The sequence below is a fragment of the Parasphingopyxis marina genome (assembly GCF_014237875.1).
Taxonomy (GTDB): domain Bacteria; phylum Pseudomonadota; class Alphaproteobacteria; order Sphingomonadales; family Sphingomonadaceae; genus Parasphingopyxis; species Parasphingopyxis marina.
The window spans coordinates 533190-545812 of sequence record NZ_JACJVJ010000001.1; the positions used below are offsets into that span (position 1 = coordinate 533190).

A 12623-nucleotide genomic window follows, 5' to 3' on the forward strand; every position below is an offset into this window, starting at 1 on the left:
CCGCTAGAATCGGGCGGTCAGCGAAACGCGGAAATTGCGGCCCGGCTGGGTGTAGGCGTCGAGATCGACGGCGGTTTCCGACAGCCCTCGCACGTCCCGCCAATAGGCGTATTTTTCGTCGGTGATGTTGAACAGGCCGGCCCGCACCGTGAAGTTCTCGTTGAAGCGGTAGAAGGCCGTCGCATCGAAGGTGGTGAAGGAGCCCGGGCGGAAACATTGCGGCGCGCAGGCGGTGCCGAGGCTGTCTTCAAGCGATTCGCGGGCGACGCTGGTCATGATGACGCGGCCGCCGAAGCGCCCGTCGGGATCGCGCCAGCCCGCGCCGAGCACGACTTCCAGCGGATCGACGGTTTCAAGCGGGAAGCGCGCGCCCTGCGAGATCACGTCGCCGGTCGCATAGGCGAAGGCGGCGTCGAAATTGAACCCGCTCGGGAAATCGAGGCCGACCCGGCCCTCGACGCCCTCGATCTCCACCTCGTCGAGATTGACGAACTGGAAGACGCCGGGATCGGCGGGCGTAAAGCTGCCCGAGACCTGGACCTGGGCGATGAAATCGTCATAGCGGCCGAAAAAGGCGGTCAGCGATGCCGAGACGATATCGTCGTCGAAGCGGATCCCGCCTTCGAAGGTCTCGCTGGTTTCGGGGCGCAGGTCCGGATTGGGCGCCGAGGTATAGCCGAAGATCAGATTTTCGAAGAACTGGTTCATCTGACCCGGCTCGGGCGCGCGGAAGCCCTGCGCGTAATTGCCGTACAGGCTCACGCCGCCGCCGATCTCGCCGATCACGCCGATACGCGGGGTGAGGCGGGAATTGCTCTGGCCCGCGCCGGTGAATGTCGGCAGCAGCGGATCGGCCTTGGGATCGAGATCGTAGAAATCGAAGCGCAGCGCCGGGAACAGCGTGATCGGCCCGAATTCGATCTGGTCGCCGACATACAGCCCGCCCTGCATATAATCGGTTTCGGGGAAGGCGGCGGTCGGGAAGGTTTCGCCGGTCGGCGGCACGGTGCCGTCGCGCACGCCCGTCTGGTTGGTGAAGGAGATATCGCCGCCGAAGACGATGCTGTGCGAGAAGGCACCGGTCTCGAAGCTCGATCGCGCCTCGGCGCTCGCGCCCCAGACGCGGTTGTCGAAGCTGTTGATCCGCGAACGGTCGTCCTGCGGCGTGCGTTCCTCGAAGGCGGTCTGACGGTTGTCGCTATCCTGCCAGTAGAGCGCGATCTGCGCGTAATCGATCGCGCCGCCTTCATTCTGGTAGCGCCAGTCGAGGCTCAGGCGGACGCGTTCGATCGTGTCGCGCGCGGTCAGGCTGTCGGTGGTTGCGCCGGTAAAGGCGGATGTCGCCCGCGCGCTCAGCACGTCGCTATAAATGAATGTGTCGAGCCATTCGCCGGTCAGGCGTATGCGGTTATTGGCGTCCGGCGCGAAGACGATCTTGCCGAGGAAATTGTTGGAGCGCGTATCCTGCGGATTGGGCAGGGTGCGCGTCTGGCCGGTGCCGCCGACATCGCCCTCATTGTCGAGCTCTTCGCCGTCGCGCCGGGTGAAGGCGGCCAGCGCCGACCATGGCCCGGAACGCCCGGCCAGGATCGCGGTTTCGGAAAATTCGTTGCTGGAGGAATCGTACGTGCCGCGCAGCATGCCGGTGAGATCGTTGCCGGTGACCGCGAGCATGTCTTCGGGATCGGTGGTGACGAAGCTCACCGCGCCCGAAAGCCCGTCCGATCCGTAGAGCGCGGAAGCGGGGCCGCGAAGGATCTCGACCGATTTGACGAGGCCGAGATCGGCATAATCGCCGCGCCCGGCGGACTGGGCACCGAAGGTGAAGCCGTCCGGCGCGCGAATGCCGTCGACCTGGATCAGCACGCGGTTGCCGCCGATGCCGCGGACCGTGAAGCCCGAATTGCCGTCGCGGCCCGTGGTGCCGAGCGCCGCGCCGAAGCGCGCGGGCGCGCGGCGGACGCTGACGCCGGGTTCGAAGCGGACGAGATCGTGAACGTCGGTGGCGAGTTCGTCGGCGATCTGTTCGGCGTCGATCACCGTCACCGTGGCCGGCACTTCGCTGGTCAGCGTGGGAACGCGCGTCGCCGTCACCGTGATCGTCCGGTCGGCGGCGGAGGCCGCCGCGTCGTCCGCATGGGCGGCCGATATCGGCAGGATGGCGGCGGCGATGGCCGACGAAAGAAACAGGCTGCGCTTCACGAAATTCCCCCTCTGGATTCTCTATAATCAATATTGCGAGTGATTCGCAATGGTAATAAGAATCATTCGCAAAAAGAGTCAACAGGGGATTGGTGGAAAGGCGCTGGAAATTGTCTCCGCTTGCGGTCCGGAGCGCCGCGCCCTAGGTGGCGCCGTCATGTCCGCGCCTGTCCTCTCCTTCGAAAATCTCGGCCTTAACCAGGGCGTGCGCTGGCTGTTTCGCGGTATCGACCTGCATATCGCCGCGCGCGACCGGCTGGCGCTGATCGGCCGCAACGGCACCGGCAAGACGACCCTGCTGCGCCTGATCGCCGAGGAGATCGAAGCCGATGAGGGGCGGCGGACGATCGTGCCGGGCACCCATGTCGTGCTGCTGGAACAGGACCCGGACCTGGCGGGCCATGATACGCTGAAGGACTGGGCGCTGCATGGCGAGGATGCGCCCGAAGCCCATGAAGTGGAAGCGATAGCCGGCCAGCTCGGCATCGATCTTGCCAAACCTGCCGCCACCGCCTCGGGCGGCGAGCGCCGCCGCGCCGCGATCAGCCGCGCGCTGGCGCAGAACCCGGACGTGCTGCTGCTCGACGAGCCGACCAACCATCTCGATCTTGCCGCGATCGACTGGCTGGAGGACTGGCTCGGCCGCTATACCGGCGCCTTCATTGCCATCAGCCATGACCGGACCTTCCTGAAGCGGCTGACCAAGGCGACCTTGTGGCTCGACCGCGGCACTCTGCGCCGCGCCGATATCGGCTTTGGCGGCTATGATGCCTGGGTCGAGAAAGTCTATGCCGACGAGGCCAAGGCGGCCGAGCGGATGGACGCCAAGCTCAAGATCGAAACCCATTGGCTCCATCGCGGGGTGACCGCGCGGCGCAAGCGCAACCAGGGGCGGCTGACCAAATTATGGGAGCTGCGCGAGCAGCGCGCCGAGATGCTCGGCCCGACCGGAACGGCGAAACTCGCGATTTCCAGCGACGAGGTGAAGACCAAAAGCGTCATCTTCGCCGACAATATCTCGAAAAGCTTCGGCACCGGCGACGAGCAGCGCGTAATCATCAAGGACTTCACCCTGCGCATCCAGCGCGGCGACCGGATCGGCATCGTCGGCGCGAACGGCGCGGGCAAGACGACGCTGCTGAAGCTGCTGACCGGGGAGATCGAGCCGGATTCGGGCCGCATCCGGCGCGCGAAAACGCTCGACAGCGTGGTGATCGACCAGCAGCGCTCGCTGCTCCAGCCCGACAAGCGCCTGCGCGACATACTCGCCGATGGCGGCGACTGGATCGACCTGCGCGGCGAGCGCAAGCGTATCGAGGCCTATCTCAAGGATTTCCTGTTCGATCCCGGCCTCGCCGATGCCAAGGTCGGCACCTTGTCGGGCGGCGAGCAATCGCGGCTATTGCTGGCGCGCGAATTTTCCAAGCTCTCCAACCTGCTGGTGCTCGACGAGCCGACCAACGATCTCGACATGGAAACGCTCGATCTGCTGCAGGAAGTGATCGCGGATTATGACGGCACGGTGCTGATCGTCAGCCATGACCGCGATTTTCTCGACCGGACGGTAACGATCACGCTCGGATTGGATGGATCGGGCACGGTCGATATCGTCGCCGGCGGCTATGAGGACTGGGAAAAGCGCCGCCGCCCGGCGCGGACGCCAAGCAAAAAGCCCGGCAAGAAGGCCGCCGCTCCGCCGCCGCCTTCGCCCTCCAAGCCTGCCAAGCTCAGCTATAAGGACCAGCGCGACCTCGATCGGCTGCCCGGAGAGATCGAGAAGCTGGAGGCGGAGATTGCCGAGGCCGAAGAGGCGCTGGCCGATCCCGATCTCTACCGGGCCGATCCCGATCGTTTCCACGCGCTCACGAAACGGATCGAAACCGCGCGCGCGGCGCGCGAGGCGCATGAGGAACGCTGGCTGGAAGTCGCCGAAATGGCCGAGGCGCTGGGCGCGGGCTAGAGGAAGAAATCCGCTTCGACGAGGGTGACGGTGCTTTCCAGCCGGATGATAAAATCCGCGACGGTATCGCCATCGGTATCGCCGAAGATCCGCGTTTCGCCGCCGATCTGCTGGTAACGCAGCTCGCCCGCAGCGCCGGAAAAGGCATCCGTTCCGATAAAGGTGAAATTCTGCGTGCCGCCGATGGTTGTATCCGCATCGATACCGCTCAACTGGATGCGGTCGCCATCGCCCTGGCTGAAATCGGTGATCCGGTCCGCCTGGGTCAAAACGCCCGAAACATCGCCATCGACGAAAGCGAAGCGGTCGGCGCCGCCGCCGCCTGTCAAGGTATCGCGGCCCGCCCCTCCGAACAGCGTGTCGGCACCGCCGCCGCCCTTGAGGATGTCGTTGTCGCCCTCACCCTGCAACCGGTCGTCATTGGCGCCACCGAACAAGGTGTCCGCGCCGCCGCCACCGAGCAGCCGGTCCTTGCCATTGTCGCCGTGCAGCTCGTCGCCGCCGCCATTGCCGGCGAGCGTATCGTCCCCGTCGCCGCCGTGTAGCGTGTCCGATCCGCCGCCGCCTGCGAGGACGTTATCGAGCGCGTTGCCAAACCCTTCACGCGCCACCGGGCCGACCAGCCGCAACTCCTCGACATTGTCCGGCGCGGTGATCCCGTCGAGATACACGAAGACCCGGTCGTACCCCTCATCGGCATTCTCGACGATCTCGTCGCCAGCCTGCTGAAGAAAATAGGTATCGTCGCCCTCGCCGCCGACCATGGAATCGTCGCCCGACGAACCGCCCAGCGTGTCGTCACCGTCGCCGCCGACAAGCGTATCGTTGCCCGCCTCGCCGGATAGCCTGTCATTGCCGTTCCCACCGGCGATGACATCATCGTCCCGGCCACCGCGCAACGTATCGTTACCGCCATTGCCAAAAATGATGTCGGCGCCCGACCCGCCGATCACCGAATCATTGTTGGCGCCGCCGACGATGCTGTCGGCACCATCGCCACCGCGGAGCAAATCTTCCCCTGAGCCACCCTCGAGTGTGTCGTCGCCGTCATCTCCAAGCAGGGTATCGTTGCCGGCCTCGCCTATCAGAACATCGTCGCCGCCCAGCCCGGACAACATATCGTCAAAAGCGCCACCCCGAATAACCTGGTTCGCTTCGCTGCCGATCCGAGTCACCGCAGACTGTGGCGCAACGCCGAAGATGACGTAGCTCTCGCCAACCTCACCGTCGTACCCCGAATCGGCGGCGAGGGCCCCAATTATGATATCATCGAACCCATCACCATTCACATCGCCCGCTGCGGAAACCGAGGTGCCGCTAGCATCAAAGGCTTCAACGCCGTTGATGCGAAAGCCATTGGTGCCGTCAAGCGTGGCAAGGTCAAGACTGGCGGTAAAGCCGCCACCTGAACCGAACACAACATAGCTCTCGCCAGCAAAACTGTTGCCATCAGGATCTGCGCCTCGTGCGCCGATGATGATGTCATCGAATCCGTCGCCATTCACGTCGCCCGCCGAAGAAACAGAAAAGCCACTATTGTCTTGGGCATCGATGCCGTCGATGCGAAAGCCATTGGTGCCGTCAAGCGTGGCGAGGTCAAGACTGGCAGAAAAGCCGTTGCCGGAGCCAAACACAACATAGCTTTCGCCAGCGGAATCCTCGCCGCCCGAGTCAGCGTGATATGCGCCGACGATGATGTCATCGAATCCGTCGCCGTTCACGTCGCCAGCCGAAGAGACCGAAAAACCACTCTGATCGCCGTTATCAACTCCACCGATCCTAAAGCCGTTCGTGCCGTCGAGGTCGGCAAGATAGATGCTGGCTGCAAAGCCGCTTCCCGATCCGAACACGACGTAGCTTTCCCCGGCATCGGAGCGACCGCCAGGAGCGGCAAAGATCGCGCCGATGATGATGTCATCGAACCCATCGCCGTTCACATCGCCGGCCGAGGAAACCGAGCCCCCACTAAAATCGAAGGCGTCAATGCCATCGATACGAAAGCCGTTTGTGCCGTCGAGATCGCCAAGGTCGATGCTGGAGCCAAATGCGCTGCCCGATCCGAACAGGACATAGCTCTCTCCTGCAGCACTATTGCCGTTCGGATCGGCGCCGAAAGCGCCGATAATAATGTCGTCGAAGCCGTCGCCATTGACGTCGCCGGCCGAAGAGACCGACGCGCCGCTTCGGTCGCTGACGTCAATGCCATCGATGCGGAACCCGTTCGAGCCATTAAGCGAGGCAAGGTCGATGCTGGCGGAAAAGCCGCTGCCCGATCCGAATATGACATAACTCTCGCCGGCAAAGCCTCCCCCGGAACCAGCTCGGTCGGCACCGATGATGATGTCATCGAACCCATCGCCATTGATATCGCCGGCAGAGGATACCGCTGAACCGCTCTGATCGCCGGGATCAATTCCATCGATGCGGAAGCCATTGGTGCCGTCGAGACTGGTCAAGGCAAAGTTGGCAGAAAAGCTGCTCCCGGACCCGAAGATAATATAGCTCTCGCCGGCTGTGAAATGTCCGTCTGGTCCGGCGTACCTTGCACCGATGATGATGTCATCGAACCCGTCGCCATTGATATCGCCGGCAGAGGACACCGAAAAGCCGCTTTGATCGCCTGCATCGATGCCGCCCACGCGAAAACCGTTGCTTCCATTAAGGTTCGCCAGATCGAAGATTGCGGGGAAATCCGACTGCGTCTGTTCGGTCGGCAATCGCAGCTCCCGAACGCCATAGTCTTCGTGGTTCTCAAAATCCTGCCAGGTGCGTGACGAATGCATGATCGTCCTTTCGACTTCCGGCTCTGTTTAACGGCGTCGAAAGTCGGTGACCAGATGGCAAGCAGGCAGATCAGCCAATTTTAGTTCATGATCGCCCGACTGAATCCGCTTTCCTTTGAGTTCCGCCATCGTCGATCGAAATCACATGGAGAATCTCGTCCGATTTGAAGCCGATTGCGCTTGGGCAGGCTGTTGCGGGGAGGAAGGTCACGTCGAACAATTCGGTGACGATCCCCTCTATACGCAGCCAGTTGGCGATCGTCCCGCTCTCGATATCGACGATCAGGACGCCGCATCGCGGCTCCGCGTCGCGTTCGCGCAGCCCATCTTCAAGCGGCAGTCCACTGAACGTTGCATTTTCACGCGGCAGGGAGATTCCGATCGCTGCGAAGCCATCGTGGAATGACAGGCCGCGTGCATAGCCCGGGCAGAAGCAGATCGGTCTGAATTCGCCAGCTTCCGCGTCGAACCAGCCGAATTCGCCGGTGCCCGCGTTCAGGAGATAGAGCCGCCCATCATGCCAGCGCGGGCTGTGCGGCATCGACAGTCCATCGAGAAGGATTGCGCCGGTTTCGACGTCGATCAGCAGGCCGCCGCTGACGCGACCATCGCGCCAGCCCTCGGCGGTGTCCGACCGCGAAGCCGCGGTCGCGAAAGCGGGCTTCCCGTTCTTGGTGGCCATGCCGTTGAGATGGCATCGGTCCTCGGCCACGAGCTGCGAGATGAAGGGCGGCTGCCAGAGGGGCCGAAAGCTGTGGCCTTCGCTGACTTCGCCAATGCATGAAAAGCGCGTTGCGACAAAGCTCGGCGTCTTCTCGGCGTCGATGCCAATATCGTGAATATCCAGATCGCCGGTTATCCAGCTATTATGCGGACAATATAGCCGATCGTATAGATCGTCGGCCTTTTGCCCCGGCGGCAGGACATTATCGAAGCGGAAAATCTGATACTGCGTCGCCAGCACCAAGGTGTTCGCGTCGGGGGATACGGCTATCCCCATTGGCCGCTGAAACGTTCGCTCGAAGATCGACATCGCACCATCGTCTTTACGGCCGATCAAAAAAAGCTTGTTGGCTTGGTAGGTGCTAATCGCGATCGAGAGGTTATGACTGCCGAGCCAGCTCGTGAAGTGGCGCGAAGCGCCGATCTTCAGCTCCGTTTTTTTGTCTTCGGCCATACGCACCTTCGCTCGTGTTCGGACTGTCGATATCAGCCGCAGCTTACACTGTTGTGCGAAAGTTTCGCGGCTTTCGATTTCCGTTTCTGCGCCGTCAGAATCTGGCGCCGGCTATAGGAAGAAATCCGCCTCGGTGAGCGTAACAGTGGGTTCGAGCCGGATGACGAAATCCCTGCCGGTGCCGCCGTCGATCAAGTCACTGCCGAGGCCGCCAAGGATCGAATCGTTCCCGCCCAGCCCGAAGATCGTATCGGCGCCATCGCCGCCCCTGATGGCGTCTCGGCCATTGCCCGCCCAGGTGATCAGCGTCGCGAAGGGGTTGAATATTACATAGTCGGAGCCGGTGAGGGAATCGTCGCCTTCGAGGCCGTCGATAATATTGAACTCGCCCGGCGTCCCGACGATCGTGTCGTCGCCGGATGTTCCCACATGATTGGCCATCGCATTGCCTCAAGCTGCTGATGCTATGACAGGCCTAGTCGGCGGTGCGGCGATACTTTGAAAACGGGCAAGGAATTATTCCGGCAACTGAAATTCGAACAAAAAGCGCCCCGCGGCCGGAGTAACCGCGGGGCGCTTCCTGCAGGGTTGCAAGTCTGCAGGGGGGTCAGACCAGGAAATCGGCCGTCGTCAGTGTCACCTGATCGTCGAGGCGGATGATGAAATCGGCTGCGCCGTCGCCATCGGTATCGCCGAAAACGCGGGTTTCGCCGCCGACCTGCTCGTAGCGCAGCTCGCCCGCGGTTCCCGTGAAGGCATCGGTGCCGACGAAGGTGAAGGCGTCATCTTCGCCGCCCGCGATCGCGTCCATGGTACGCAGGTCGATCCGGTCGCCATCGGACTGGCTGAAATCGAGGATCATGTCGGCATTGCCGAGCACGTCCGAACTGTCGCCGTCGCCGAACAGGAAGCGGTCGGCACCGGCGCCGCCGGTCATCGTATCGCGGCCTGCACCGCCGATCAGCGTGTCGACGCCCTCGCCACCGTCGAGAATGTCGGTGTCCGCGCCGCCCTCGAGCCGGTCGTTGCCGATACCGCCGGACAGCTGGTCGAAGCCGTCCATGCCGCGCAGCAGATCGTTGCCCTCGCCGCCGATGATATTGTCGCCGCCGCCATTGCCGTTGATCGTGTCGTTGCCGATGCTGCCATCGAGCGTATCGGCGCCGCCGCTGCCGACGAGCAGGTTATCGAGTTCGTTGCCCGTGCCGTTGCGCGCGGTGGGGCCGACCAGCCGCAGCTCCTCGACATTATTCTCGAGCGTGTAGTTGTCGATATAGACGCGGGCGATGTCATAGCCCTCATCGGCATTTTCGGTGATCGTGTCACCGGCCTGCTGGACATAATAGATGTCGTCGCCCGTGCCGCCGACCATCAGGTCGTCGCCGCCCGCACCGATCAGCGTGTCGTTAAAGGCATTGCCGTGCAATTCGTCATTGCCGTTGCCGCCATGGAGACGGTCCGCGCCGTCGCCGCCGTGCATCGTGTCGGCGCCATTGCCGCCGCTCATCACGTCGTCGCCGCCATTGCCGGACATCGTGTTGTCGGCGCTATTGCCGATCAGCGTATCGTTGAATTCCGACCCGATCAGATTCTCGATGCCGGTGAGCTCGTCGCCCTCGGCATCGCCGCCGGCGCCGATGCCCTGGCCGAGATTGACGTTCACCGCGCTGCCCGATGCCGAATAATCGGCGGTATCGGTGCCCTCGCCGCCGTCAAGCGTATCGGCGCCCGCGGATCCGATCAGCGTGTCGTTGCCGCCCAGGCCGCGCAGCACATCGTCGCCGCCCGCACCGTTGAAGACATCGTCGCCGGCGCCGCCCTGCAACAGGTCGGAACCGCCGGCGCCGGTCACCGTGTCGCCGAGATCGCCGCCATACCAGACCAACTGTTCGATATTCGAATAGGTCGAGCCGTCGTCGAGCGTGCCGCCGGCGCCGGTGAAGGTCCAGTCGACGGGCGCGCCCCAATCGGCGGCCGAAAGGAACAGCGTATCGGTGTCGTCGCCGCCGTCGAGCGAATCGACGCCCTGGCCGAGGCTATGGATGAGGAGATCGTCGCCGCTGCCGCCCGATACGCTGTCGTTGCCGGGGCCGCCGCGGATCACATCGTCGCCGCTGCCGCCATCGATGGTATCATCGCCCTCGCCGCCATCGACGATGTCGTTACCGCCCAGCGCCGAGATGTTGTCGTTGCCGCCGCGGCCATCGATATTGTCGCCAAGGGGCGTACCGAGCAGAAGCGGATCGCCCAGCTCCGTGCCGTTGATGACGATACCGCCCGAGGGGAACAGGGTAATTTCGACCGAAAGATCGGGGAGGTCCCCGTCGATATCGATTCCCAATATGCCCAGAATATCGAGGTTGAGACTGCTGAGGTCGAGGTTGTTGATCGTGTAGTTGTGCAACGGGGGACGTGGCATCTCTTGCTCCCAAAGATTTGGCGCCTTGCGCTCTGAAGGGGGCATATTGCCCATCTTCGGTTGAACGACATGGCCCGTCTGCGGGAACGGCAAATTACGGAAAATGCGAAGAAAAAATCCGGCCGCCCCCTTTTTGCCAATGGCGGAAATGCGGGGGCCCGGCGGGGAAAGCGGGAGCGCCGGTAAACGGAATGTTTACGCAACAATATTTCGTTCACCCAAACTTTACGCAGATTTCGCATATCGGCTCATGGGCGATCGGTTGCGATTCGCCGATAAAGTTCGGGGGGGTGACAGGAGATTTGTCGCCGTGAACTATTTGGGATCCCCGAACTTTCCGTCAGAGGCCGCGGAGGATGGCGACATCGCCGAAAGCGGCGCGGAGCAGGTTACCGCGACCGAGATGACTCGGAATTTCCGTCACTGGCAGGAGCGCGCGCGCAGCTGCCCGATCGCGATCACCCATCATGGCTCGCCCCGATCCTATCTCGTGTCGGCAACGCACTATCGTCAGATGGGCGGTTCTGGCGGCGGCGGCAAACAGGCGAATGCCGGCGCGCTGCGCTTTGCGATCGACCAGATAGGCGAACATCTGGTCGTCGTCGACGATCGCTGGGACGTCCAACTCGTCAATTCCGCCGCCGAGGCGCATCTCGGGCAGTCGCAGGCGGCGCTGATCGGGCGCAATTTTTTCACGACCTTTCCCGAGCTTTGCAATTCCTACACGGCGGACCGGATGCGCGAGGCGCAGGAAGCCCGCACAATGATCGAATTCGAAGCGCCGTCTTCGGTCAGCCCGGGCCGGACGATGTCCTTCCGGCTGTTCCCGTTCGGCAAGGGGCTCGCCATTCGCGTCCGCGATATCAGCGAACAGGCGCGCTACCGCCGCTATTTCGCCGAGCGGGAAAGCACCTATGCGGCGCTCGCCGCGCATGGCGGGGTCGCGCTCGGCAGGATCAACATGCGCGGGCGGTTCGAGGATTTCATCGCCAGCACCACCGAGCTGCTGGGCGTGCGCGAGGACGGGCTGTTCGGCATGCGCTTTGCCGATATCTTCCCGACCGAACGGCGCGTCGAGGCCAATGACGCCGTGGAGGCGGCGCTTGGCGGCAAGCCCCTGGCGATCGATACCGAGATACTGAAAGCCGGGATGGGGAAGGTCCGGGTCCGGCTGGCGCTTGCGCCCACCTATTCGACGATGGCGATCGAGAGCGCGACCTTCGTCATCACCCCGGCCGCCTAGCGCGGTCAATCCAGCGGACGGCCCGCCCGCCCGGCCAGCTCGACGATATATTGCCAGGCGACGCGGCCCGAACGGCCACCCCGCCGCGTCGCCCAGCCGATCGCATCGGCCTCGTCGAAATCCAGCCCGAAATGCGCGGCATAGGCGGCGACGATGGCGACATAATCGCCCTGGTTGGCGGCGTGGAAGCCGAGGCTCAGCCCGAACCGGTCGGCCAGCGCCAGCGAATCGTCGCGGGCGTCGCGCGGGTTCACCGGATCGTCCTGTTCGGCCATCGAGCGCGGCACGATATGGCGGCGGTTCGACGTGATATAGAGCCGCATATTGGCCGGCCGCGCCTCGGCCCCGCCCTCGAGCAGCGAGCGCAACGCCCGCGCCGCGCCATTGTCGCCGTCGAACCCGATATCGTCGATGAACAGGATGAAGGCACGGGGCACGTCTTCCAGCAGGCCGAAGAGCGCGGGCAGGGTTTCCAGCCGGTCTGGCGCGACCTCGACGAGCGCGATCGTCTCGCCTTCCTTCTGCAGCGCCGCGACCGCGCTTTTCGCCAGCATCGACTTGCCCGATCCGCGTGACCCCCAAAGCAGGATATCATGGGCGGCGGCGCCCTGGGAAAGCCGCCGCGAATTTTCGAGCACCGCGGCCTTTTGCGCTTCGATGCCGGTGAGGAGCGCAATCGGCAGCGGCGCGAAATGGCGGGCGGCCTCCAGCACCTCGCCGCGCCACACATAGGCGGGCGCAGCCATCGGATCGGCGGCCGCGGCGGGCGGCGGCGCGATACGGTCCAGCGCATCGGCGATGCGGGAGAGCATGTCGTCGGTCATGGGTGCCTCATAGCC

At 63.6% G+C, this 12623-nt stretch carries 8 protein-coding genes; 2 read left to right on the plus strand and 6 right to left on the minus strand.

The annotated features are described in order from the left end of the window. Positions 1-3: 3 nt before the first annotated feature. Positions 4-2202: a TonB-dependent hemoglobin/transferrin/lactoferrin family receptor gene (locus H6P80_RS02735; RefSeq protein WP_185799803.1), complete on the minus strand. Its 2199-nt coding sequence runs from the start codon at positions 2200-2202 to the stop codon at positions 4-6. 157 nt (positions 2203-2359) lie between these two features. Here H6P80_RS02735 and H6P80_RS02740 point away from each other — a divergent pair, with 157 nt between their 5' ends. Beyond that, positions 2360-4162: an ABC-F family ATP-binding cassette domain-containing protein gene (locus H6P80_RS02740; RefSeq protein ID WP_185799804.1), complete on the plus strand. Its 1803-nt coding sequence runs from the start codon at positions 2360-2362 to the stop codon at positions 4160-4162. Here H6P80_RS02740 and H6P80_RS02745 read toward each other — a convergent pair. The 4 genes from H6P80_RS02745 to H6P80_RS02760 form a co-directional block, all read right to left on the minus strand. Continuing rightward, positions 4159-6945, minus strand: coding sequence for an FG-GAP repeat protein (locus H6P80_RS02745; RefSeq protein WP_185799805.1), 2787 nt, complete (start codon positions 6943-6945; stop codon positions 4159-4161). The two genes, H6P80_RS02740 and H6P80_RS02745, sit on opposite strands and share 4 nt — an antisense overlap. Positions 6946-7030: 85 nt before the next feature. After that, entirely contained in the window at positions 7031-8122 is a 1092-nt protein-coding gene (locus H6P80_RS02750) for a TIGR03032 family protein (RefSeq protein ID WP_185799806.1), read from the minus strand. Between the two features lie 111 nt (positions 8123-8233). Further along, a complete protein-coding gene (locus H6P80_RS02755) occupies positions 8234-8563 on the minus strand; it encodes a calcium-binding protein (RefSeq protein ID WP_185799807.1) in 330 nt (109 codons plus the stop codon). A 166-nt stretch (positions 8564-8729) separates the two neighbouring features. Then, complete coding sequence (locus H6P80_RS02760) at positions 8730-10541, minus strand: calcium-binding protein (RefSeq protein ID WP_185799808.1); 1812 nt, start codon at positions 10539-10541, stop codon at positions 8730-8732. A 310-nt stretch (positions 10542-10851) separates the two neighbouring features. On the opposite strand from H6P80_RS02760, the gene H6P80_RS02765 reads away from it, so the two are divergent. Then, positions 10852-11784 (plus strand): PAS domain-containing protein, encoded by a 933-nt coding sequence (locus tag H6P80_RS02765; RefSeq protein WP_185799809.1) that lies wholly within the window; start codon positions 10852-10854, stop codon positions 11782-11784. A 5-nt stretch (positions 11785-11789) separates the two neighbouring features. Here the strand turns inward: H6P80_RS02765 and H6P80_RS02770 are convergent, their stop codons facing one another. Then, entirely contained in the window at positions 11790-12608 is an 819-nt protein-coding gene (locus H6P80_RS02770) for a DUF815 domain-containing protein (protein WP_185799810.1), read from the minus strand. Between the last annotated feature and the right edge of the window lie 15 nt (positions 12609-12623).

Excerpts from the sequence above, each read along its gene's own strand:
- H6P80_RS02760 (WP_185799808.1), bottom strand. The coding sequence starts at position 10,541 with ATGCCACGTCCCCCGTTGCACAACTACACGATCAACAACCTCGACCTC.
- H6P80_RS02745 (WP_185799805.1), bottom strand. The coding sequence starts at position 6,945 with ATGCATTCGTCACGCACCTGGCAGGATTTTGAGAACCACGAAGACTAT.
- H6P80_RS02770 (WP_185799810.1), bottom strand. The coding sequence starts at position 12,608 with ATGACCGACGACATGCTCTCCCGCATCGCCGATGCGCTGGACCGTATC.
- H6P80_RS02740 (WP_185799804.1), top strand. The coding sequence starts at position 2,360 with ATGTCCGCGCCTGTCCTCTCCTTCGAAAATCTCGGCCTTAACCAGGGC.
- H6P80_RS02750 (WP_185799806.1), bottom strand. The coding sequence starts at position 8,122 with ATGGCCGAAGACAAAAAAACGGAGCTGAAGATCGGCGCTTCGCGCCAC.
- H6P80_RS02755 (WP_185799807.1), bottom strand. The coding sequence starts at position 8,563 with ATGGCCAATCATGTGGGAACATCCGGCGACGACACGATCGTCGGGACG.